The following is a 23,465-nucleotide window of genomic DNA, read 5'->3' on the forward strand; positions in this document are numbered from 1 at the left end:
ACAGATGTTCACATTTTCGAGGGTGATTAATCATTCATACGTCAAACTAAGTCGTTCTCGACAGTTACAAGGTCATCAATCTAAGCTGTTACTGTGCATTTGAATCGACTTGTACGAGGCCAAAGGTATTGTGGTCTGGGTCTAAGAAATAGCCTTGCCAACATTGACCAGGAATCGCAAATTTTTCCATGGCAATTTGACCACCCTGCGCCAAAATTTTCTCAGCGATATGGTCGAAATCTTCAACTTCAAAACTACAGGTAAATGCATTGGTGCCGCAGTGCGTTGGTGGAGTCTGAGCAGGGCGCTCTAACAGGCCACCATGAATGCCTTGAGTTTCAATACGGAAGTATTGAATCGGTAGCCCTTCAACTGGGATAAATGACCAACCGAAAACCGCAGAATAAAAGGCAACTTCACGCTTTGGATCGGAGCTTTGAATTTCAAAATAGCAGAGCTGGTTCATTGTTATTACTCTTTGTTTGATGGATTGCACATTTCAAATAGCAGAGATTTGAAATTAGGCTAAAAAATACCAAGAACTAGGAATATAAAATGTTGTTCTAATCCTGTATATAGATCAATTGTTGTACAGCAGGTGTATTACCTGCATTTGGGGTAGCAGGAGATGCAACATGCCAAATAATCCTTTTGATGAAGAAAAACTTGCAAATAGTATGGTGTATAAGACTTTATTAGAGTCTACATTAGCCATTCCTTGGTGTATTGATTGGGACAGTAAAACATTCAGCTATATTGGACCGCAAATTGAAAAGTTGCTCGGTTGGAAGCAAAATACTTGGCGCACCGTTCAGGACTGGGCATCACGTATGCATGAGGAAGACCGTGATTTTGTGCTGAATTATTGTGTTTCGCAGTCGATGGCTGGTATAGATCATGAGGCAGATTATCGCGCACTTAAAGAGGATGGTTCATATCTTTGGATACGTGATGTTGTGCATGTCGTGCGTAAACCAAATGGTGATGTAGATTGCCTCGTTGGATTTATGTTTGATATTTCCGAACGTAAAAAACAAGAAGAACAGTTACAAAAATTGCAACGTCAGCTCGAAGAATATTCATATAAAGATGGCTTAACCGGTATTGCCAATCGACGTTTGTTTGATGACTTTTATCAACGCGAATGGTTGAACGCGATACGCACACAAAAGCCACTGAGTTTAATTCTGATCGATTTGGATTATTTTAAACAATACAACGACTTGAATGGTCATGTGATTGGGGATACATGTCTGCGTCAAATTGCGAAAAGTTTGGAATCTTGTTGTACACGACCTCGTGATTTAGTCGCGCGTTTTGGTGGTGAGGAATTTGCTTGGATTTTACCAGAAACCAATGAGGCAGCAGCAGCAGTGATGGCCGATAGAATTATGGAGGCCGTGCGTGCTGCACGATTACCGCATAAAGCTTCAGCGGTGTCTGAACTCGTCACACTCAGCATGGGGGTAAAAACCATTATTCCATCAGATCTAGATAATCGAATGCAATTTTTGGATCAGGTCGATAAAAACCTCTATGTAGCGAAAAGACAGGGGCGTAATCGCTATTGTGCTGCATAACATGGCTTTGCTGTTGTGACTTATTTTAAAGTTGCAGCAAGTTTTTAGTCAGTCGATATTTTATCGGCTGATTTTTTTGGGTGTAGAATATAAAAATTAAATGCTGAATACATAAGGCACAAAATAAAAGACCGACGATTCGAGTGATGATGAAATCGTCGGTCAAAAAATCGATTTCAAATTTAAGTGATGGCTGCTGTTCATACTTAAATTCAAAATGAAACTTATTGCTTTTAAAAAGGTCACCGAAACATTGTGGATGCCGTCCAAATCATCGGTTGCTACAGACCTTGTACCCTATATAACGTAGCTGATTACAGATTGGTTGACATGAAAATGAAAAAAAATGCATTTTTTTTTATACTAGGTGTCAACTTCTTCTTGGGTTAGGGTCATGGTGTCTTTAACACGTTATTTTTTCTTGTTTTTTTTCATTTGTTTAATCATGACCTGTATTTGCGGTGTGATCGCAGCATTATTGCCACAGGGTGTGGGTGCTATTTTAACGGTCGTACCCTATCTGATTGCCATGATCGTGGTGTTATTTCGGTTTTTAAATAAAAATCAGAGAGCACCGACACAGGCAGAACGTAAAAAATTTACCCTAGGTTTTAGCCTGATTTTTTGGTTATATAATTTTGGTTTTGTACTTTTGGGTATCGCAATTTTTTCAAGAAAAGATCCTGAAATTTGGCAAAATTTAATGCTCTATGTTCAACATCCTCAGTTTATGAGTTTAATGGTGATCATGTTATTACTGATGGCTATCCCTTTGTATTTAATCACCTATTGGTTTTATGGTCCGCAAGCACAGCGGATGGCTTCTCAAAAGTTTGGCGCATAAAGCTTGATCATCTGGTGATCTTGTTCTATAGATAACAGTATTATTTCATTATAGATAAGAACAAATTATGCATCAGCCCACAGTACTGCTGACGGGTGGCAGCGGTTTTATTGGCACACATCTCATCAAGGCACTTTTAGCTGCGGATTATAAAGTGATTGGGCTCAGTCGTAAGGCTGGGCGTATTTCTAAATCACCACATTTAACTTGGGTACAGCAGCTCGATCAAATTCCTCATGACAGAATTGATTATGTGATTAATCTTGCAGGTGAAAGTATCGGCAAAGGTCGCTGGACAGAGACGCGTAAACAGCAATTATTAGAAAGTCGGGTCAAAACCACAGAAGCGCTGTATCAATATTTACGTAAACGTAAAATTTTTCCGAAATGCATTATTTCAGGTTCGGCTGTTGGCTATTATGGTATTGATATTGAAGAACAATGGACAAAAGTGTGCGATGAAAATGCTGCACCACAAGCCATTTTTATGTCAGAGCTATGCCAAAGTTGGGAGCAAGTCACACGCCAATTTCCTGAACAAAATACCATTATCACACGACTAGGTGTGGTCTTGGCTGAAGGTGGCGGAATCTTACCGCAAATGCTGCGACCGATTCAGCTCAATTTGGTCAACAAAATAGGTTCCGGTCGGCAGCCTTTTGTGTGGATACATATACAAGATGTGATCCGAAGTATGCTGTTTTTAATGAAACAAGCAGAGAAAAAACATGCATTGCTTGAACCCACGCCAATCGATCCGCATATTTTCAATTTGGTTGCGCCTGAAAAAACGACGCAGGCTCAGTTTGCGCAGATTGCAGCACGTCAATTAGCCAAAAAGCCGTGGCTCAATGTGCCTGCAACTATCTTTAAAATTTTATTGGGTGAGCAATCGCAATTAATTTTAAATGGTCAATTGGTTCAGCCAGTTGCTTTATTACAGCAAGGCTTTGAGTTTAAATTTCCGACGTTAAAAGAAGCCTTACAGGATTTATTGGCTTAATTGAAATTGGCCTATTGACCATTAGTCGACGCTTAATAACGCATCTTGAAACAGGCGAGTCGGACTATAGTGGTCTGCATTGAATGAAGGCGTTTCCCCAGTCATCAGTTCAGCCAATAACTGAGCTGAAGCTGGTCCCATGCATAAACCATTTCTAAAATGCCCAAAATTTGCCCATAGATTGTCGTAATTTGGCATCTGCCCAATATACGGAATCCCTTCAGGGGAAGATGGACGCAGGCCAGCCCAAGACTTCACAATCGGAAAGTTGGCAAGCTCTGGCACCATGTCAAAGCAAGATTCTTGAATATGCTGTAAGGTTGCATCTGTGGTCTGAGTATCAAAACCACATTGGCGCATACTTGAGCCGCAAACCACATGACCGTCTTGGCGTGGAATTAAGTACATGACCTTATTCATGCACATGGTCGGCAACCAGTTCTGCGGAGTTTTAAAGAGAAGCATTTGTCCTTGTACGGGTTGTACGGGTATCTCAATGTCTAGTTGTTCACTCCATGCGGCTGACCAAGCGCCCGTGGCAATAACGAATTGATCAGCTGTATGTTGTGTACCATCTGCGGTGGTGATGGACTGGATACGATTGTCCGAACGGTTTAATTGGTGGATCGGGCAATGTTCATAAATCTGAACTTTAGGATGCTGCTGTAAATAAGCCGTTAATGACTGCAAAAGTCGCGGATTACGGATGTTGGCTAATTGCGAAAAATAAATGCCATGTGCAAAGCGTGCTGAAATGTGAGGATTAATCTGCTCAATTTGCTCGGATTGTAAATATTCCGCCTGTTGCATTGGGTCTTGGTGCAAACGGGCATAATCTAAACCGATTTCAAAATCATCTTCATCAAAAATCAACATGCCAGTTTCATGAATTTCAAAATCAATCCCAGTCATAGGTTTTAATTTTTCATTCCATTTTTGGTAGCTCTGCTTGCCATAACGTGCGAGCGCATTGACTTCATTGGGATATCGCCAAGGATACATCGGGGAGAGGATGCCACCACCGGCCCATGATGCAGCAGAACCTGTGCGTTGTTTGTCGAAAATTGTCACCGTACAACCACGTTCGACCAATTCCAATGCGGTGAGTAAACCACTTACACCCGCCCCAATAATGGCAATATTCATGTTCTTTTAACCGATGAATGTATAAGTTTGATCTAAACTTCAGCTATGCCGAAGTTTTTCTTCCATGACTGTTTTTGACTTTTACAGATATAAAAAGCCTTCCTGAACGTCACCATTTCAGGAAGGCTTTGCAGGTTATTTCATGTCTTTCAACATGAGTGCTGCATCTTCAGCAAAGTAAGTCCAGATCCCATCTGCACCTGCACGGCGGCAGCTCATAAGCGACTCGATAATCACGCTATCAGACAACCAACCATTTTGAATGGCACCTGCCAACATGGCGTATTCACCACTTACTTGATAGACAAAGGTTGGAACACCGAAGTTATCTTTAACTTCACGGACGATGTCTAAATACGGCATACCTGGTTTTACAATCACCATGTCGGCGCCTTCTTGAATATCGAGTGCGATTTCATGTAGAGCTTCTGCACGGTTACCGATGTCCATTTGGTAATTGTATTTATTGCCACCTTTGAGGTTGCTTGAAGAACCTACCGCATCACGGAATGGACCGTAAAAGCTAGACGCATATTTTGCAGAATAGGCCATGATATTGGTATAGATATGGCCATTGGCTTCAAGCGCTTGGCGGATTGCGCCGATACGACCATCCATCATGTCACTTGGTGCAACCACATCTGCACCCGCTTCGGCATGGCTGAGTGCTTGTTTAATTAAGCATTCAACGGTTTCATCATTCAGTACATAGCCGGTATCATCAATGATACCGTCTTGACCATGTGTGGTGTATGGATCGAGAGCACCATCAGTGATGAGAACCATTTCTGGTAGTTCTTTTTTTAATAAACGGATGGTGCTTTGGACTAAGCCATCTTCATGCCAAGCTGCTTCAGCCGTTAAGCTTTTATCTTCCTGTGGTGTAACTGGGAACAAAGCTAATTTTGAAATACCCAATTCGAGTAAACGTTCTGCCTTTTTTAGTAACAAGTCAGCAGATAGACGCTGTACGTTTGGCATGCTTGGAATATCTTGAGTTTGTTGCTGGCCTGGCAACACAAATACTGGATAAATGAGATGATCAGTCGTCAGTTGAGTTTCACGCACCATAGCGCGAAGCTGGTCATTTTTACGAATGCGACGCATGCGAGTGGCAGGAAAAGCTGGACGATTGAACGTATAGGTCATAACAATCTCATTGATCAGTATTAAACTTTGACTATTGTAGACGCATAATGAGGGTTTGGCGCACCCCGTATTATTTTTTTATTCAATGACAGCGATTCGAGTAGGCTATGACAGATGTAAATAAGAGTTGGACCGGTAATATTGACCTAAACTCGAAGAATGAAATCGATACTTTATTAAATAACATTGCTCAAGCATTTAACAGCTCCCCATTTTTTGTACACAATGCAATGAAAATGACGGTGATCGATGGTCAGATCGAAGCACGTGTGGACATGGCCAGTAATCTAATAGGAAATGTCGCATTCCAAATTTTACATGGTGGTGTTGCGGCAACTTTACTCGACAGTATCGGTGGTATCTCTGCAATGGCAGAATTGTATAAAAAGGCCACAGCTGAAGATCTAGCAGAAACGAGTAAAAAGGTATCTCGCTTAGCGACCGTCGATATGCGTGTGGATTATTTGGCGCCAGGACGTGGACAGTATTTCGTTGCACGAGCTGAAACCTTACGTTTAGGCCGTAAGGGTTGCACTATGCGTATGACCATGGTCAATGATGAAGGTAAAGCGATTGCAACGGCGATTGCATCGTATGCTTATTAAGCCATTTTTAAGTTAACACATTCAAAATGATGAAAAAATAAAGTCCAGTATTGGCAGCAGGGCATGATTTTATCCTGTTGCCGACGAAAAAAAGACTGACGAGTTACATTTTCTATTCTCAGGATATGATTTTTTAGCTTTAAAATGCCGGAAAATTGAAGAAGATAGACTTTCTCACGACACCATTATCTGACAGCAAAGTTGACATGCTTTGCAAAGCTCATGATGCCATGACCAAGTCTGCTAGATTTAGGACAAATCTATGACAGATACCGTTAGTAACCTGCCAGAAACCCCATCTACAGAGCAGCCCACCGATCAGGAATTAAAAGCACGCAGAAAAAAAGGCCTTGGTATAGTGGCTGTATTGATCGTGATTGCTTTGGTGATGTATTTGATTTGGTCAATATTTCTAAATCATTCCGTCAGTACCGATAATGCCTATGTCGGTGCAGAAACAGCGTCGATTACCTCGATGGTCACGGGGCAAGTGGCAGATGTTTTGGTGAGTGATACGCAGCAAGTGAAAAAAGGCGATGTGCTTGTTCGCATTGATGCTCGTGATGCTGAAATTGCCTTAGCTCAGGCACAGGCTGAATTACTTAAAGCAAAACGCCAATACAAACAAACTGCGGCGAATAGTAGTTCTTTAAACTCGCAAATCTTTGTCAGTAATGATGCAATTCAAAGTGCAAGCGCACAAGTCGCCAAGGCACAAGCCGATCTGAATAAAGCTCAAGATGAATTACAACGTCGTCAACAATTGGCAGCTTCAGGTGCGATTTCTAAAGAAGAATTAAGCACAGCGCAGAGTGCTGTGAATACGGCTAAAGCCAGTTTTGATGTGGCTCAAGCAGGACTCGCTCAAGCCAAATCTAGTCAAAAAGCGGCACAAAGTAATAAAGCGGCGAATGATGCATTAATTCAAGATAGCAATGAAAACTCAACCCCAGATGTTTTAGTTGCACAAGCACGTCTACAACAAGCTCAGTTGGACTTAGAACGTACACAAATCAAAGCACCTTTTGATGGTGTGGTGACACGTCGTAATATTCAAGTTGGGCAACGCATTGCACCGGGAACGTCATTAATGATGGTGGTGCCAGTCTCTCAGTTATATGTCGATGCCAACTTTAAAGAAAGCCAATTGGCAGGGGTGCAAGCGGGTCAAAAAGTTGAACTGACGTCTGATCTGTATGGTGACAAAGTTAAATTTAATGGCATAGTCACTGGTTTTTCTGGTGGTACAGGTTCAGCATTTGCCTTGATTCCTGCGCAAAATGCCACAGGGAACTGGATTAAAGTGGTTCAGCGTTTACCTGTGAGGATTCGTTTAGATCCAAAAGAGTTGGCAGAACATCCACTCCGTGTGGGGCTGTCTATGGAAGCGACGATTGACCTGAAATCGAAGTAATTGCCTATGAATCAGCAAATGCAAATGACTGACCTAAAAGGTGGTCGTCTGATTCTCGCTGCCTTGGTCTTGGCATTGGCGAACTTTATGGTTGTGCTCGACATGACCATTGCCAATGTATCTGTGCCGCATATTACCGGTAGCCTTGCAGTATCGGCATCCCAAGGGACATGGGTCATTACCTCCTATGCTGTGGCAGAAGCGATTTGTGTGCCATTAACCGGTTGGCTCGCTGGACGCTTTGGTTCTGTACGGGTTTTTGTGATCAGCCTGTTTGGCTTTACAGTATTTTCGATACTGTGTGGTTTATCGACCAGTTTGGAAATGTTGGTGTTTTGCCGAATTGGGCAAGGCTTGTTTGGTGGCCCGATTATGCCACTGAGCCAAACGTTGTTAATGCGCATTTTCCCTCCTGAAAAGCAATCCCAAGCCATGGGGATGTGGGCAATGACTACCGTCGTTGGTCCCATTTTAGGTCCAATTTTGGGTGGTACGATCAGTGATAATTTATCTTGGCATTGGATTTTCTTTATCAATATTCCTGTCGGGATCGGTTGTGCTATCGCAGCGATGCGCTTACTGAAAACGGCTGAAACTCCAACGCAGAAATTGAAAATAGACCGCGGTGGCTTACTGCTGTTGGTGTTGTGGATCGGTGCCTTGCAATTGATGTTGGACTTGGGTCATGAACGAGATTGGTTTAATAATCCATTTATCGTGGTACTGGCACTGACGGCATTTGTCGGGTTGATCGTTTTTACGATTTGGGAGCTGACTGAGCGGCATCCTGTGGTGAATATACTGCTGTTTAAGTACCGAAGCTTTACCATTTCGGTCTTGGCTTTGGCCTTTGGTTTTGGTGCCTTCTTCGGGAGTATTGTCCTGATTCCGCAGTGGTTACAGATCAACTTGGGCTATACCGCAACGTGGGCAGGCTATCTCACTGCAACGATGGGCGTCGGTAGTCTGACCATGTCGCCAATTGTTGCGAAGCTTGCAACCAAATACGATCAACGTGCTTTAGCGAGTTTTGGTTTAAGTATCTTGGGCGGTGTAACCCTTATGCGCGCCTTTTGGACCACGGATGCGGACTTTATGGCTTTGGCTTTACCGCAAATATTACAAGGTTTTGCCGTGCCATTTTTCTTCATTCCCTTGTCAAATATGGCCTTAGCATCTGTACTGCCACAAGACATGGCATCTGCGGCAGGTTTGATGAACTTCTTAAGAACCATGGCTGGGGCTATTGGCGCATCGATTGCTGTTACCATTTGGGATGATCACACCAAAGTCGCACGCAGTGAAATGGTCAGTAATTTACATGTTACTGAGGTACAAAACACCTTGGTGAATCATGGAATGAGTTCAGAAGCTGCTTTGGGATATATCTCCAGTTTGGTGGATAAAGAAGCCTTAACGCTTTCAGCCAATCATGTGTTTTTAGTCTTGACGGGTGTCTTTATATTCGCTGCACTGATCATTTGGCTCTGTCCGCGACCTAAAGCAGGTGTGGGTGGTGGTCATGCACATTAAATATTATCAAGTATAAAAAAACCGCTCAAATGAGCGGTTTTTTTTATTGCATACGGTGTTGATTGAAAAAAATTAAAGGTCCGAGCGCGCCCGTTTGAGTGCAGACTGCCACTGAGCCAAATGAAATTCACGTTGATCAGCATTCATTTTTGGTTCAAAAGCACGTTCTAATTGCCATGATGCAGCAATTTCATCAAGATTTGAAAACACACCCGCTTTGAGTCCGGCCATTGCGGCAGCGCCCCATGCTGTTGATTCTAAAAGTTTAGGACGCAGTACAGGCACATTTAAAATATCGGCCTGAAATTGCATCAGCATATCATTGCTACTGGCACCGCCATCGACCCTGAGTTCTTTAAGTGGACTAGACAGGTCTGACTGCATGGCGGTCAATACATCCGACACTTGAAAGGCAATGGCCTCTAAGGCGGCACGAGCTATGTGGGATTTATTTGTACCACGTGACATTCCACAGAGGAGGGCACGGGCATCACTATCCCAATGCGGAGCGCCTAGCCCAGTAAAGGCAGGAACCAAAACCACGCCATCGGTATGCTCCACTTGGCACGCGAGTTTTTCAACATCACTGCTTTTTTGAATAATCCCTAAACCGTCTCTTAGCCATTGCACGATTGCGCCAGCCATAAATACACTGCCTTCTAGTGCATAATGGGTTTGACCTTGAGCTTGCCATGCAAGTGTCGAGAGTAATTTATTGTGGCTATATTGAGCTTCAGTGCCGGTGTTAAAGAGCATGAAACAGCCGGTACCATAGGTGTTTTTTGCTGTTCCTGCTTCAAAGCATGATTGTCCAAATAACGCAGATTGCTGATCACCTAAAATGCCGGTAATGGGAATGTTTGCGCCAAGTAAACCTGTCGCGGTATCTGCAATATATTCATCTGAACTGATGATTTTAGGAAGGACCGAAAGGGGAATATCGAATAATTCTAAGAGTTCTTCATCCCATGCTTGTTGCTGCAAGTTCATTAGCATGGTTCGTGAGGCGTTGCTGGCTTCAATCACATGCTCTGCACCTTGCGTCAGATTCCACACCAACCAACTATCAATTGTGCCGAAAGCCACATGACCTTGCTCAGCGAGTTCACGTAGACCTTGAGTGTGTTCTAATAACCAGACCAATTTCCCAGCACTAAAATAGGGGTCGATACGTAAACCGGTCTTTTTGTGAATGAGGTCATTGAGGTTTTGTTGAGTTAGTTGCCCACACCACTCGGTTGCACGGCGGTCTTGCCAAACAATTGCAGGAGCAAGTGGTTGACCTGTTCGGTTATCCCAAACCACAGTGGTCTCACGCTGATTGGTCAGGCCAATGGCTTTGATGTCTTTGGCGAGGATGCGAGCAGAGGCGAGCGCTTGTTGTACGACGGCAATTTGGGTACTCCAAATTTCCTGAGCATCTTGCTCCACCCAACCCGAATGTGGGGTTTGAATATGGGTTTCCCGTTGAGCTGTAGCTTGAACTTGTCCATGTTCGTTAAAAATGATCGCACGACTTGAAGTCGTTCCTTGATCGAGTGCCAATAAATAGCTCATATATTTTTCTTTTGCGGTCTTGAAAAATAAAATATTAGCGCAATTATGTAATTAAGCGCAGATCAATGTGTAATTGTTTCGAAATTGCATCGCAATTTTTTGCAGTTATGCTATGATGACGCTACTTTGGGGATGTTTCTGGCTTCGACGCTGGTGATGAAACTCATAGATACATGTCGAGAGCGCATTTTCTCTCGTAAATCAAATTTGCATATTTTAGTCGCAAACGACGAAACTTACGCTCTAGCTGCCTAAGGGCAGCTTGTCCGCATCCCTGAATACTTGTGGTTAGGGGTCCCGACTGAAGCGAACGCACACAAGTCCGTATAAGATCAAGCCTTGGGGTCTTATACTAAATCTTAAAGGATCGCGATTTGTACCCTGTTCGTCGGGTCACAAAGAGCTAAATCAATAGACGATATCTAAGCATGTAGTATTCTCGAGCGTAGTGCTGGCGGACGCGGGTTCAACTCCCGCCATCTCCACCAAAATTCTAAAAAGTCGAACCTTCGGGTTCGGCTTTTTTTATGATTAATTAAAAACATTTTTTGGTACAACAATGACTCAAGTCCAGCTTCAAGAACTGCAAAAACAACTCTGGAATATTGCCAATACTTTGCGCGGTAAAATGGGGGCAGATGAATTCCGTGATTACATTTTGGGCTTGATCTTCTACAAATATTTGTCTGAAAAAATTCAAAATAATGCCAACGACATTTTGGCGCCTGATCAAATTAAGTTTGCAGAATTGGTTGAAGATACTGAAATTAATCAAGCATATTTGAGTGCTGTTCGTGAAGAATGTCTTGCCAGTATGGGCTATTTCTTAGCGCCACAAGAATTGTTCCATAGTATGGCAACATTGGCTCGAGCAAAAAAATACATTTTGGATGATGTAATTAAAACCCTTAAGGCAATTGAGCAAAGTACGCTGCGTACAGATGCGGCAGATGATTTTTCGCATTTGTTTGAAGACATGGATTTAAGTTCGACCAAGTTAGGAAATACGCCTGATGACCGCAATGAGCTGATTAGCCGTGTGATCGTACATTTAGACGATATTAATTTTGATTTGTCGAATACTGAGTCTGATATTTTAGGCGATGCTTATGAGTTTCTCATTGGTGAATTTGCTTCAGGTGCTGGTAAAAAAGCAGGTGAGTTTTATACACCGCAAATGGTTTCGACTTTGCTTGCAAAACTTGTCACCTTAGGTAAAGAACGTCTACGCAGTGTATATGACCCGACTTGTGGTTCAGGATCTTTATTGCTACGTGTAAAGCGTGAAGTCGGCGATGTGGATGCGATTTACGGTCAAGAAATGAATCGTACGACCTATAACTTGGCACGTATGAACATGATTTTGCATGATGTGCATTATTCAAAGTTTGAAATTAAGCAGGAAGATACTTTAAAACGTCCACAGCATATGGAACTGAAATTTGATGCGATTGTAGCGAATCCACCATTTTCGGCTAAATGGTCTGCGAGTGAGTCATACTTAAGTGATCCGCGTTTTCGTGATTTTGGCAAGCTAGCCCCAAGTTCTAAGGCCGATATGGCGTTTTTACAGCACATGCTTTATCAGTTAGATGAAAATGGCACTTTGGCCATCGTACTGCCGCATGGGGTTTTGTTCCGTGGCTCGAGTGAAGGGCATATTCGTAAGCATCTAATTGAAAAGTTAAATGTGATTGATACGATTATTGGTTTGCCTGCTAATATTTTCTATGGCACGACTATTCCAACTTGTGTGTTGGTGTTGAAGAAAAACCGTGAGCATAGCGACAATATTTTATTTATTGATGCGAGCAACGAGTTTGATAAGCAAAAGAATCAAAACAAGCTCTTGCCAGAGCATTTAGATAATATTGTTGGTGCATTTGAAAACCGTCAAAATATTGAAAAATATGCATATGTAGCGAGTCTGCAAGAAGTTGCTGACAATGATTACAATTTGAATATTCCGCGTTATGTCGATACTTTTGAAGCGGAAGCTGAAATTGATTTAGATGCATTAGCGAAACAGCTTCAAGCCTTAGAAGTTGAAAGTCTAAAAACTGATGCGGTGATTGCAGGTTTTTGTAAAGAGTTAGGGATTGATTCTCCGTTTGCGGAGGTGAAGTAATGGCTTCGCCTAAGTTACGGTTTAAAGAGTTTGAGGGGAATTGGAGCAAGAAAAGATTAGATTCTTTTCTTGAGCGTATATCTAATCCAGTTAATGTGGTAGGTACTCAAAATTATATACAAATCGGAATTCGCTCCCATGGTAAAGGTATTTTTCATAAAGAGTCAGTAACAGGTAAAGAACTTGGTAATAAAAGAGTTTTTTGGGTAGTGCCAAATGCTCTTGTAGTAAACATTGTATTCGCTTGGGAAAGAGCTATCGCTGTTACATCAGATAAAGAAAATGGATTAATTGCTTCACATCGTTTTCCAATGTATGCACCCAAAGATGGCTTATCTGATGTTAATTTTTTACGCTATATGTTTATAACAGATAAAGGGCAAAGTTATTTAGAATTTGCTTCACCAGGTGGTGCAGGTCGAAACAAAACTCTTGGGCAATCAAATTTTGCAGAATTAAAGATTGATTTACCAACTGCTGAAGAACAAACCAAAATCGCTTCTTTCCTTTCCGTCGTGGATGAAAGGATTGGTCAACTGAGCCAAAAACATGAACTGCTGAGCCAATATAAACAGGGCATGATGCAAAAGCTGTTTAGCCAGCAGATTCGTTTTAAAGCGGATGATGGGAGTGAATTTGGGGAATGCAAGAATTATCAGCTCAAAGATATTGCTGATGTTTATGATGGTACACATCAAACTCCAAATTATGTTGAACAAGGTGTGCCTTTTTATAGTGTTGAGCATGTAACAGCGAATGATTTCTCAAATACGAAATTTATTGCTGAAGATGTATATCAATCTGAGTTAAAGCGCGTAAGTTTACAAAAAGGTGACATTCTAATGACTCGCATTGGTGATATTGGTACGAGTCGATTGATAGATTGGGATGTAAGGGCTTCTTTTTATGTAAGCTTAGCACTCATTAAGATAAAACATGGAGATAATTCTTCGTTTATTGATCAGTACATTAAATCGCAAAATTTTCAAAGAGAACTGCATGAAAGAACTATTCATGTAGCATTTCCTAAGAAGATTAATTTGGGTGAAATTGGTTTTTGTATGATTCAACTTCCTTGCCTAGAAGAACAAACCAAAATCGCAGATTTCTTATCTGCCATTGACCAAAAAATTGAAACTGTTGCACAGCAAATTGAACAAGTCAAACAGTGGAAAAAAGGCTTGTTACAGCAAATGTTTGTCTGATTGTTTATATTGCTTCATAAAATTCCTGCATTTATTCATAGGTGGGAATTTTTTTATTTAAGAAAGTACTGAAGGATTCCTAAAAGAAAAAACAGTGATCTGTATCATCAGTTTAGATATTTATTTGATGAATTTAAGAGATTGAAAAATATAATAAATCTATTAGAATCAAAAGATATACATACCAATAGTTAAAAACTGAGCAGTATTATAAATGTCGACCCAAAAAGAACTTGAACTCGAAAACCAATTTATAGCGCACTTAACAACTTTAGGGTACGAACGTGTTCAGTACAGAAACGAAACAGCGTTACTCGCAAACTTAAAAAATCAAATAGAAAAATTTAACGCACTGACTGCACCACTCACATATGAGCAATGGGAACAGGTGTGGAATTACCTGAGCAGCGAACATACGATTTTCGGCAAAGCCAAACTATTGCGTGGTTCATATCAGCTTAAACATGATGATGGTACGACCCAAACACTGCGTTTTTTAAGCGATGACGCAACAAAAAACATCTTTCAGGTCACCAATCAAGTGACTGTTCAATATGGCGATGACGGTACAGAAACCAGCCGTTTTGATGTCACGCTATTGATCAACGGCTTTCCGTTGGTACAAGTTGAACTTAAGCGTAGTGGCGTAGAAATCGCACAAGCGTTTCACCAAGTGCATAACTACAGTAAAGACGCCTATACATCTGGACAAGGTCTGTTTGGATACATCCAGCTCTTTGTCATTAGCAACAGCGTAAATTGCTTATATTATTCACACGGTACGCCACTGTTTGATTTTACATTTCCATGGGCCGATGAAAACAACAAAGCAATTAATGATTTGAGTAAATTTACCGAAGCATTTTTAAACGCCGCACATATTACGAAAATGATCAGTAAATACATCGTTCAGCATCAAACCAATGAATGCTTAATGGTGCTGCGACCTTATCAAGTCTATGCAGTTGAAAACATGATTCAGCATGTGAAAACCTCAACCGATCATGCCTATATTTGGCATACAACGGGTTCGGGGAAAACACTCACGGCATTTAAAGCCAGTGAAATCATGCGTCAGTTGCCAGAAATAGAAAAAGTAATTTTTGTTGTGGACCGCAAAGACCTCGATAATCAAACCACTAAAGAGTTCAATGCCTTTGTTCCCGACTGCGTAGACCAAACGACCAACACCAAAACATTGGTCGAACAGCTCATCGGTAAACGGCTGAACTCACGAAAAAATGAAAGCAATTTACTTACAGATAAATTGGTCGTGACGACCATTCAAAAGCTGAATAACGCAATTACACTCCCTAAATTCAGAGAATTGATCGCTGATTTGGCAGATAAAAAAGTCGTATTTATTTTTGATGAATGCCACCGCAGTCAATTTGGTGATACTCACCAAAATATCAAACGCTTCTTTAAACAGGCGCAAATGTTCGGTTTTACAGGCACGCCTATTTTTCCTGTGAACTGTCAAAGCATTGGTGGCGTGAAATACACCACAGAATATCTATTCCCTAAACGACTGCATAAATATGTGATTGTCGATGCGATAGCAGATAAAAATGTTTTACCATTTCAAATTGATTACGTAGGACAATTTACCGCTCATCAGGTGAATGCAGGTGATGAAAAAATACAAGGCATCGATACTAAAGAGCTGTATGACAACCCTGAGCGCTTAGAAAAAATTGTACGTTATATTTTAAAAAATCATGACAAAAAAACGGCAAAACGCGAATTTTGTTCAATGTTTTGTGTCAGCTCAGTAGATGTCCTACTTCAATATTATGAAATATTTACCAGAGTCCAAGCAGAGTTGGTTGCAGAAGCGGACAAGAAGGAAGAAATTTATACCCCTTTAGTGATTGGTACGATTTTTTCTTTTGGAGCGCAGGATACGACAAACGACGCTAATGACTCCACAACAGGTACGATTTCTGAAGAAGAACTAGAACAGCCGAGTCAAGTTGATATGGGGCGTAAAGCACAACTTGAACGGATCATTGCAGAATTCAATACGCGCCATCTGACTAGCTATAACTGTGACGAAGGATTTTATGAATATTATAAAAATCTAGGTGATCGAGTTAAGTACTTCAAAGTACCTAAACCACCTAAAGAAGTTGGGGAGCTTAAAGGGCCACCAATTGATTTGCTGTTGGTGGTGAATATGTTCCTGACAGGTTTTGACTCATTGCCACTTAATACGATTTATGTCGACAAGAACTTAAAATATCACGGTTTAATTCAGGCTTTTTCGCGTACAAACCGTATTTATAAGCCAACAAAAGCTTTTGGCAATGTCGTGTGTTTTAGAAATTTAAAGCAGGCAACAGATAAAGCTCTTTCTACTTTTGCAGACGACCAAAATTTTGAGCAAGTGATTGTGCCACCGTTGGATCAACAATTAGCAGAATTTAATAAGTGTGTTAGTGAATTAAGAAAAATAACACCTGAGTGTCAGTCAGTAGATGATCTAAAACTCGAAAGTCAGCAGTTGCAGTTTATTCAAGCTTTTCGTGATGTGATTCGTCTACATTCACAACTGAAAATGTATACAGACTTTGATGTTGATAACGCAGTTATAGTGCCGCAAGAACTTGAAGACTATAAATCTAAATATAAAGATTTATATGACAGAATAAATAAAGGTACAGCAGTTGAAAAAGATTCAGTGCTACGTGACGTGAATTTTGCTTTAGATTTTATTATTAGTGATTATGTAAATCAGGATTATATTTATACATTATTAAATATGATTGCTGCTGCGCCACCGTCCTCGATTCAAAGAGCGAAACAGCAGCAACAACTCCAATCTTTACTCAGTAATGACCGAAAAATGTATAAAAAAATGGATTTGATTCAGAAATTTATTGATGAACAAATGCCACGAATGCTGAATGGCCAAAGTGTTCAAGATGCATTTAAGCAGTTTTGGGATGCAGAAAAACAGCAAGCCTACGATGTTTTTTGTAAAGATGAAAATCTTGTGATTGATGAGTTTAAAAAAGTGGTTAAACGATTTGATTTTACTGAACGTTTTCCGCACGCACATGAAATTCGTCCATTGCCAAAAAACAAGCCTTCAGCACTGGTGAGTAAAGTCTATTTTGAGGGATTGCATCAGAAAACCAATGCGATTTTAGAAAAATATGATTTACGGATTTAAACGTTAAGCTAAGTTATGAAAAATATTTGCTTAAAAGGAGGATTCTTTTTTTATGGAATTTAAGAACCTTATCCTGTTTATTCAATAATTGTATGATTAAATTTCTTAGAATAAATATGATTTAAAAACAAATCACAAAGTGAGGCGAAAATTAAATTTCGCGCCAAACTTCATTCTTATCTTTCAATGAAATCACAAAGTTAAATTTGTCATCATTACTTACCAAAAGGCCTTCTGGCGTTTGCATAATCACTTTTAGAACGGTACCAGTTTCAAAAACCAAAGGACTGCAATTTTCTTTATTTAATGTAATTGGTTTGAGTAATTCAACAATTGCACTTTCCATTTTACTTCCCCAAGCATAGGTTGTTAATTGAACTTAGCATATTATTGGTGAAGAAACATGTTTTGTAAATGACGTGAGCTACATCGCAGAAAATATTTTAGAGAATTCCATAACTTAAGTTTAAATAATGGTTAAATAAATTATGGTTTTTTAATCTATTGATATCAAAAATAATTTTAAAATATGACAATCTTTTTAACTGTAATTATATGTCCTAAGATGCGTCTTTTGTTCCACAAACAATGACCAGATCATCAAAAGGGCATGATTAATAATGAATTTAAGGTGAACTTCAGTTTTCATGCTTAAGCTAACAGAATGATGTGTCGTCTTGTATTTGATTGTTAAATTTCAGATTAAACAGCGTTAAATATTCAATCTGAACAAGAAAATTAATGAAATAAAACTTATCATCAGCAACTCAAACTAAAAACAAAGATTCAGGGAAATGTAGGACTAATGTTTAAATCTTTTTTTCCAAATCCAAAATGGTTTTTTGGATCATTCCTTATATGGTTCATAATTAATATCGCCTTATGGTATAGCGGTGGTCATAGTTGGGGGACGATGTTCGGTTTACCTGCAAATTATCATCTTGCAGAGTTGCCAATTGCTGTCAGCCGATTTTGGAGTCCCAAATTTTTATGGTTCTATGTTTGGTTTTTTGTAGCAACGGCGCTTTTTGCAGCCTTTTGGAAGATTAAATCAGATAATCCTTGGCAGCGATGGTCAGTGTGGGGAACCGCACTTATTCTATTTAATGTTTGGTTTAGTGTGGAATGTAATGTCGTGATCAATGCTTGGTATAACCCATTCTATGACCTGATCCAGAAAATGCTTTCAGGTGGTGGGGGCGAAGTGACGATGCTATATTCTGAGATACTGACTTTTCTCTATGTGGCCATGGTGTATGTCACACTGGCTGTATTGAACCTGTTTTTCGTCAGTCATTATGTTTTTCGTTGGCGTACTGCAATGAATGACTTTTATACTGCGCATTGGGAAAAACTGAGAACCATCGAAGGTGCCTCACAGCGTATTCAAGAAGACACGATGCGCTTTGCAAAAACCACAGAAGGACTTGGGGTTAGCTTAGTTGAATCGGTGATGACCTTAATTGCATTTCTACCTGTGCTGCTAACTTTATCAACACATGTAAAGAAATTACCTGTCGTGGGGGAAATCGCCTATGCATTGGTTTGGGCGGCAGTCCTTTGGGCGGTTTTAGGGACGGTTATTTTAATGCTGGTGGGTTATAAACTACCGGGTTTGGAGTTTAATAATCAGAAAGTCGAAGCGGCATATCGTAAAGAGTTAGTTTATGGTGAAGATCATGCAGATCGAGCAGACCCTTTCACATTAAAAGAATTATTTACTAAAGTTCGTTTTAATTATTTTAGACTGTATTTCCACTACGCTTATTTCAATCTGGTTCGTATTTGGTACATGCAACTGGATAATATTTATGGATATTTTATTTTGTTTCCAAGTATTGCTGCGGGAACAATTACGCTCGGTATATTAATGCAAATTTTAAATGTCTTTGGGCGTGTACGTGATTCCTTCCAATACCTGATTTCCTCATGGACAACCATTATCGAACTGATTTCTATTTATAAGCGTTTAAGAGCATTTGAAGAAAAAATTAATAATTGATTTTATAAGTTTAAAATAGACCTGCACTAAAATGCAGGTTTTTTTATGACTTTAATTTTAAGTTAATATATTTCAATAAAATCAATAGATTAATATTTTTAGATGAGCTGTTTTTTTACTCGATTCCATATTGTCGCTCGAATCATGGATAGGCCCAGCTTTATATTATTATTAATAATAGAGGCTTGTTCTGATGGCAGATTTGATAAGCACATAGCGATACATAAATGCTTGCGAAATAACCTAAAAGGGAACGATGATGACCGTTCACCAAGGATAAACAAATACACTTAAATAAAATGTGAAATTCATCAAATTAAAATTAACAACATATGCACACATCTCAAACGTGTACGATTTTAGTGATTAAATTTATAAAAATAATAAATAAAATCAAGATTATAAAATTGTGAAAGGCACTAAATTACGCTATTTTTTAAGGGTGAATTTTTTGAGATTTTTGCTGTGAATTTAAAGGCAATTTTATGGGTGGGGAGTATTGGATTTGCATTACATGGTTGTACAACCATGCAGAGTTTAAACCCAAATTCATTTAATCATTATGCATCACCACAAGAAGTGATTAATCAAAAAGGGCTAAATAGCTCAAATGGGAAGGCGAAAGAATACGTCTATGATTGGGGGCCACAAAAGAAAAATATGGAAGCAGAATCAGTTATACCCAAGCAAAATATGAGCAGTTACTGCCAAGCCAAAAATGGCAAATTTATTCAACTGAATAAAAGCAATTTGAACCAAGTCAAAAATGCATGGAGTCGTAAATTATTAGCGACCTATAGCAGTATAAAACAGAGCACAGGTGTGTTTCAGTGTAGTCAGGCAGATGGACAACGTTGGATGGTTGCTATTGAACCCGTTTCAGAGCGTAAATCGAATGACCGTTCTGAAACCCGCTTAGTGAGTTTGTATACAGCAATTATTGGACCCGAAGAACGTCGCAAAAACTATAATAAACAAGAAGAAACTGTAGCTAAAAAAGCCACACCAAGCAAAGCAAAAGCAACGACAACAAAAAGCAATGCGAAAGAGGAAGCAAAAAAAGAAGTAGAGACTAAAAAAGAAACAAAAGCCAAAGAGCCTGAAAATAAACCTGTAGTGAAACCAGTTGCAGAAACATCGCAACAGATACAAATGCGCTTATATGTCAATGCACGACGTGACTTAAATGCAGGAAAAAACCAAGTCACCGCTTGTAATAATGCACAGCGCGCTTATAGCTATGGCAAATTAAATGGTGCAAATGCCAATAGAGCCTATGCTGAATCAGGTATGCTCGTTGCAAAATGCTTAACCTCAGTGCCTGCATATAGCAAAAGTTATCCAAACGCCAATGCAAGAGCAAAAGGCATCCTACAAAACTTAGCGACCAACTATAACCACGCAGGGGCAAAAAATATGTTGAATCGTATGAAATAAACTTCAACAGGATAAAAGCCATTTGGGGAAATAAGCTTTTATCCTGATCCAATGATGTACTCAGATAAAATTTTAAAAAATAATAAGGAAAAACCATGAGTTCAGTAAATGAAACTTATTTTAATGCACCATTATTTGACCGAGAATTAACAGAGATTACAGTCAATATCGAGCAAACACCCTTCTTTTTGAATGATCGTGGGCATCCAACATATTTAGCATCACTTGGGGCAGGAATTCATTTAATTACCGAGTCAGCCACCAATGCGAAAATGACGATGGGAAATCCCTACGATGTGCCTTCCGAAATTTCGACTAAAATTACCAATTGGGGGGAGCAAACGGAGCTTGAATTTGAAGGGCAACACTTCGAGTTTATGCCATTGGTTGCGACCAGAGAAACCGCTGCAGCTTTTGGTATCACCTTAGTTCAGGCAGGTGAAGCGATTCAGATTCATTCAAATCAAAAACGACTGTCAGAGATTCAATATGAATACGGCATGATGGCAGGTCATTGTTTTGCCTATCTAGATGGCGGTAAGCCTGACTGTAGTGGAAAAACCTTATTTCCTTATGTGGCTACTGATTTAGAACACCATGACTTTCCGCATATTTTTAGCGCGACAGATCAGGATCAATTGCCTCTGGTCATCTCAGTGGGACGTTATTTTCCAAATCTAGGTAAGATTTACTTGGCAGATTTATGGGTCAATCCCGGAGATGCTTTATACATTCCAGCGAAACCCAAATATTCGAATCCAGAGTTTATTGACCTACATAATAATCGTAATGCAGCACTTGCCTGCTGGCGAGGGGATAGTAATAAATCGACATTGACCACCCATAGTTTGCTCGATATCCATGGGCATTTTTACTGGTATTGGAATAGAAGGCCAACGATTCATCCTCTCATCTATGCAGCTACTAGCAAAAATGAATAGTTGAGTTACATAGACCAAACAGCAAATACAGCACTTCATGATACAAAGGTGACTCAAGTTTTGGGAGTTTGGTCTATGGCTTACGGTTTATCTAAAAAATTACATCTACGTTTTTCACGACCAGCAGGTTTGACTTTATTGACGCTCACGATGCTTGGGACGACGCAAGTGAGTTTAGCGAGTCCGGCGGTCGATCAGCTTAGTCAATGTTTAGTAAAATCGACCACTGCCGCAGATAAAACGGCGGTTCTACAATGGACCTTTTCTGCTTTGGCAGCACATCCAGATTTAAAACAATACAGTAATGTTACTGAGGCACAAAAAACACAATTGGATAAAAATCTTGCCCAAGTTTTACAGCGCATCTTGGTGGAACAATGTTCGGCACAAACCAAAGCCGTGATTCAAGCTGAAGGCATGCAAGCGGTAGGGGAAAGTTTTCAAGAGCTTGGTAGTATTACAGGCGATGAAATTTTAAAAAAACCTGAAATTAAACAACAGTTACAGGGCGTACTGCGTTATGTCGATTTGAATAAATTGGTGACCAAATTTTTAACCCCAGAAATTTGGAATAAGTTAGGTGTGGTTCGTTAATTTTATTTTGAGTAAATAAAAAATGCTCCTTTTATACAAGGAGCATTTTTTATGGATTCACCCTAAATGGATGATGATCCAATTTGCTTTAGTTTGGTGGCTAGAGCATTAAATGGTAATCGTTGCGCCTAATGCTTTAACAAATTGCGCCATCCATGCAGGATGAGCAGGCCATGCAGGTGCAGTAACTAAATGACCATCGGTCACTGCATCCGTGACTGCAATATCTGCATATTGACCACCAGCCAGTTTAACTTCGGCTGCACATGCTGGGTAAGCCGAACAGGTACGGCCTTTCAGTACATCGGCTGCTGCCAAAATTTGCGCACCATGACAAACCGCTGCAATAGGTTTTTTCGCCGCGTCAAATTCGCGTACGATTTCAATCACACGTGCATTCATACGTAAATATTCAGGCGCACGACCGCCCGGGATCACTAAGCCGACATAGTTTTCTGAGTTAACTGCATCAAAGTCATAGTTAATCGCAAAGTTATGACCGCGTTTTTCGCTATAAGTTTGTTCACCTTCAAAATCATGAATGGCTGTGGCAATGCTGTCGCCAGCTTTTTTGTCAGGACAAACGGCATGAACGGTATAACCAAGACCAACTAAAAATTGAAAAGGTACCATTGTTTCGTAGTCTTCAGCATAGTCGCCCACGAGCATAAGAATTTGTTTTGACATGATGTAACCCTCTGTTGAAATATGATTTATATCAATTTTTCATTTACCTTAGCATATTGGAATGACAGTTTTAAGCAGGCTGTAAATTCTTTAGTTGTATATTTTTATCTGGATTTATAAAAGTTATAGATGGTTATAGTTCAAATTATGATGAGTTTAGTAGGCTAGATGCTATCAATTATTAATGACTTTGGTGTTTTTCACATAGCTTTAAAAAGTTAAATATTTACCTCTCCCTTGCGCAGCACTGCTGCTTATCTCCTAAAAGGAGAGGGGGGATATCCAAAAAATCGTTTAAGTATTTATTCACTTTGAAAGCTCCCTCTCCCATTGGGCATAGGTATCTACACAAATCCCAAGTTTTGGGTTAAATTGAAGAGCATGCTCTTCAATTTAATATCTCCCATCTTGATACACGTCTCGTCAGACGATACAACGCCCTCGTAAAGCTTAATATGAATC

The 23,465-nt window shown here is 40.0% G+C and carries 19 protein-coding genes and 1 other RNA gene; 14 read left to right on the forward strand and 6 right to left on the reverse strand.

What is annotated here, in order from left to right; translation table 11 throughout:
• Nucleotides 1-88 precede the first annotated feature (88 nt).
• The gene (locus FTU83_RS04110; RefSeq protein WP_180004259.1) at nt 89-466 is read right to left on the reverse strand and encodes a VOC family protein; all 378 of its coding nucleotides are present in this window, start codon (nt 464-466) and stop codon (nt 89-91) included.
• Between the two features lie 169 nt (nt 467-635).
• Between FTU83_RS04110 and FTU83_RS04115 the strand changes: the two genes are divergently transcribed.
• The 3 genes from FTU83_RS04115 to FTU83_RS04125 all read left to right on the forward strand — a co-directional run bounded on the left by FTU83_RS04115 (nt 636) and on the right by FTU83_RS04125 (nt 3,427).
• Nucleotides 636-1,580, forward strand: coding sequence for a GGDEF domain-containing protein (locus FTU83_RS04115; RefSeq protein WP_180004261.1), 945 nt, complete (start codon nt 636-638; stop codon nt 1,578-1,580).
• Between the two features lie 394 nt (nt 1,581-1,974).
• Nucleotides 1,975-2,424 carry an ABZJ_00895 family protein gene (locus tag FTU83_RS04120; protein WP_180105714.1) on the forward strand — a complete coding sequence of 150 codons (450 nt, stop codon included), beginning with the start codon at nt 1,975-1,977 and terminating at the stop codon, nt 2,422-2,424.
• Between the two features lie 67 nt (nt 2,425-2,491).
• Complete coding sequence (locus tag FTU83_RS04125) at nt 2,492-3,427, forward strand: TIGR01777 family oxidoreductase (protein WP_180105715.1); 936 nt, start codon at nt 2,492-2,494, stop codon at nt 3,425-3,427.
• Nucleotides 3,428-3,448: 21 nt separating this feature from the next.
• On the opposite strand, the gene thiO is transcribed toward FTU83_RS04125, so the two are convergent.
• Nucleotides 3,449-4,573 (reverse strand): glycine oxidase ThiO, encoded by a 1,125-nt coding sequence (thiO, locus tag FTU83_RS04130; RefSeq protein WP_180105716.1) that lies wholly within the window; start codon nt 4,571-4,573, stop codon nt 3,449-3,451.
• 135 nt (nt 4,574-4,708) lie between these two features.
• Nucleotides 4,709-5,722: a porphobilinogen synthase gene (hemB, locus tag FTU83_RS04135; RefSeq protein ID WP_180105717.1), complete on the reverse strand. Its 1,014-nt coding sequence runs from the start codon at nt 5,720-5,722 to the stop codon at nt 4,709-4,711.
• 107 nt (nt 5,723-5,829) lie between these two features.
• On the opposite strand from hemB, the gene FTU83_RS04140 reads away from it, so the two are divergent.
• The 3 genes from FTU83_RS04140 to FTU83_RS04150 all read left to right on the forward strand — a co-directional run bounded on the left by FTU83_RS04140 (nt 5,830) and on the right by FTU83_RS04150 (nt 9,274).
• On the forward strand, nt 5,830-6,327 hold the full coding sequence (locus FTU83_RS04140; protein ID WP_180102395.1) for a thioesterase family protein: 498 nt from the start codon (nt 5,830-5,832) through the stop codon (nt 6,325-6,327).
• Nucleotides 6,328-6,589: 262 nt separating this feature from the next.
• Entirely contained in the window at nt 6,590-7,741 is a 1,152-nt protein-coding gene (locus tag FTU83_RS04145) for an efflux RND transporter periplasmic adaptor subunit (protein WP_180105718.1), read from the forward strand.
• Between the two features lie 6 nt (nt 7,742-7,747).
• Nucleotides 7,748-9,274, forward strand: coding sequence for a DHA2 family efflux MFS transporter permease subunit (locus FTU83_RS04150; protein WP_180105719.1), 1,527 nt, complete (start codon nt 7,748-7,750; stop codon nt 9,272-9,274).
• Between the two features lie 72 nt (nt 9,275-9,346).
• Here the strand turns inward: FTU83_RS04150 and glpK are convergent, their stop codons facing one another.
• Nucleotides 9,347-10,831, reverse strand: coding sequence for a glycerol kinase GlpK (glpK, locus tag FTU83_RS04155; protein WP_180105720.1), 1,485 nt, complete (start codon nt 10,829-10,831; stop codon nt 9,347-9,349).
• A gap of 128 nt (nt 10,832-10,959) precedes the next feature.
• Here glpK and ssrA point away from each other — a divergent pair.
• From ssrA to FTU83_RS04175, 4 genes are all read left to right on the forward strand, one after another.
• Nucleotides 10,960-11,319: a transfer-messenger RNA gene (gene ssrA, locus FTU83_RS04160) on the forward strand.
• 71 nt (nt 11,320-11,390) lie between these two features.
• Nucleotides 11,391-12,959, forward strand: coding sequence for a type I restriction-modification system subunit M (locus tag FTU83_RS04165; protein WP_180105721.1), 1,569 nt, complete (start codon nt 11,391-11,393; stop codon nt 12,957-12,959).
• The gene (locus tag FTU83_RS04170) at nt 12,959-14,164 is read left to right on the forward strand and encodes a restriction endonuclease subunit S (RefSeq protein WP_180105722.1); all 1,206 of its coding nucleotides are present in this window, start codon (nt 12,959-12,961) and stop codon (nt 14,162-14,164) included. Before FTU83_RS04165 ends, FTU83_RS04170 begins: the two co-directional genes overlap by 1 nt.
• A 214-nt stretch (nt 14,165-14,378) precedes the next feature.
• The gene (locus FTU83_RS04175; protein ID WP_180105723.1) at nt 14,379-17,342 is read left to right on the forward strand and encodes a type I restriction endonuclease subunit R; all 2,964 of its coding nucleotides are present in this window, start codon (nt 14,379-14,381) and stop codon (nt 17,340-17,342) included.
• A gap of 151 nt (nt 17,343-17,493) precedes the next feature.
• Here FTU83_RS04175 and FTU83_RS04180 read toward each other — a convergent pair whose 3' ends face one another.
• On the reverse strand, nt 17,494-17,688 hold the full coding sequence (locus tag FTU83_RS04180; protein ID WP_180004283.1) for a hypothetical protein: 195 nt from the start codon (nt 17,686-17,688) through the stop codon (nt 17,494-17,496).
• Between the two features lie 459 nt (nt 17,689-18,147).
• Here FTU83_RS04180 and sbmA point away from each other — a divergent pair, with 459 nt between their 5' ends.
• The 4 genes from sbmA to FTU83_RS04200 all read left to right on the forward strand — a co-directional run bounded on the left by sbmA (nt 18,148) and on the right by FTU83_RS04200 (nt 22,316).
• Entirely contained in the window at nt 18,148-19,344 is a 1,197-nt protein-coding gene (gene sbmA / locus FTU83_RS04185) for a peptide antibiotic transporter SbmA (RefSeq protein WP_180105724.1), read from the forward strand.
• 465 nt (nt 19,345-19,809) lie between these two features.
• Nucleotides 19,810-20,781, forward strand: a complete 972-nt coding sequence (locus tag FTU83_RS04190) for a hypothetical protein (protein WP_180105725.1) — start codon at nt 19,810-19,812, stop codon at nt 20,779-20,781.
• A gap of 95 nt (nt 20,782-20,876) precedes the next feature.
• Nucleotides 20,877-21,722, forward strand: a complete 846-nt coding sequence (locus tag FTU83_RS04195) for a hypothetical protein (RefSeq protein ID WP_168379044.1) — start codon at nt 20,877-20,879, stop codon at nt 21,720-21,722.
• Nucleotides 21,723-21,872: 150 nt separating this feature from the next.
• Nucleotides 21,873-22,316, forward strand: coding sequence for a hypothetical protein (locus FTU83_RS04200; protein ID WP_257222521.1), 444 nt, complete (start codon nt 21,873-21,875; stop codon nt 22,314-22,316).
• A gap of 108 nt (nt 22,317-22,424) precedes the next feature.
• Here FTU83_RS04200 and FTU83_RS04205 read toward each other — a convergent pair whose 3' ends face one another.
• Complete coding sequence (locus FTU83_RS04205) at nt 22,425-23,003, reverse strand: DJ-1/PfpI family protein (protein WP_180105727.1); 579 nt, start codon at nt 23,001-23,003, stop codon at nt 22,425-22,427.
• Nucleotides 23,004-23,465: the final 462 nt, after the last annotated feature.

Origin of the sequence: Acinetobacter sp. YH12152, from assembly GCF_013418285.1 — a bacterium.
Lineage (GTDB): Bacteria > Pseudomonadota > Gammaproteobacteria > Pseudomonadales > Moraxellaceae > Acinetobacter > Acinetobacter amyesii.

Bases quoted from the DNA above. Each gene is read 5' to 3' on its own strand.
- FTU83_RS04110 (WP_180004259.1), bottom strand. From the start codon at position 466: ATGAACCAGCTCTGCTATTTTGAAATTCAAAGCTCCGATCCAAAGCGT.
- FTU83_RS04115 (WP_180004261.1), top strand. From the start codon at position 636: ATGCCAAATAATCCTTTTGATGAAGAAAAACTTGCAAATAGTATGGTG.
- FTU83_RS04120 (WP_180105714.1), top strand. From the start codon at position 1,975: ATGGTGTCTTTAACACGTTATTTTTTCTTGTTTTTTTTCATTTGTTTA.
- FTU83_RS04125 (WP_180105715.1), top strand. From the start codon at position 2,492: ATGCATCAGCCCACAGTACTGCTGACGGGTGGCAGCGGTTTTATTGGC.
- thiO (WP_180105716.1), bottom strand. From the start codon at position 4,573: ATGAATATTGCCATTATTGGGGCGGGTGTAAGTGGTTTACTCACCGCA.
- hemB (WP_180105717.1), bottom strand. From the start codon at position 5,722: ATGACCTATACGTTCAATCGTCCAGCTTTTCCTGCCACTCGCATGCGT.
- FTU83_RS04140 (WP_180102395.1), top strand. From the start codon at position 5,830: ATGACAGATGTAAATAAGAGTTGGACCGGTAATATTGACCTAAACTCG.
- FTU83_RS04145 (WP_180105718.1), top strand. From the start codon at position 6,590: ATGACAGATACCGTTAGTAACCTGCCAGAAACCCCATCTACAGAGCAG.
- FTU83_RS04150 (WP_180105719.1), top strand. From the start codon at position 7,748: ATGAATCAGCAAATGCAAATGACTGACCTAAAAGGTGGTCGTCTGATT.
- glpK (WP_180105720.1), bottom strand. From the start codon at position 10,831: ATGAGCTATTTATTGGCACTCGATCAAGGAACGACTTCAAGTCGTGCG.
- FTU83_RS04165 (WP_180105721.1), top strand. From the start codon at position 11,391: ATGACTCAAGTCCAGCTTCAAGAACTGCAAAAACAACTCTGGAATATT.
- FTU83_RS04170 (WP_180105722.1), top strand. From the start codon at position 12,959: ATGGCTTCGCCTAAGTTACGGTTTAAAGAGTTTGAGGGGAATTGGAGC.
- FTU83_RS04175 (WP_180105723.1), top strand. From the start codon at position 14,379: ATGTCGACCCAAAAAGAACTTGAACTCGAAAACCAATTTATAGCGCAC.
- FTU83_RS04180 (WP_180004283.1), bottom strand. From the start codon at position 17,688: ATGGAAAGTGCAATTGTTGAATTACTCAAACCAATTACATTAAATAAA.
- sbmA (WP_180105724.1), top strand. From the start codon at position 18,148: ATGTTTAAATCTTTTTTTCCAAATCCAAAATGGTTTTTTGGATCATTC.
- FTU83_RS04195 (WP_168379044.1), top strand. From the start codon at position 20,877: ATGAGTTCAGTAAATGAAACTTATTTTAATGCACCATTATTTGACCGA.
- FTU83_RS04200 (WP_257222521.1), top strand. From the start codon at position 21,873: ATGCTTGGGACGACGCAAGTGAGTTTAGCGAGTCCGGCGGTCGATCAG.
- FTU83_RS04205 (WP_180105727.1), bottom strand. From the start codon at position 23,003: ATGTCAAAACAAATTCTTATGCTCGTGGGCGACTATGCTGAAGACTAC.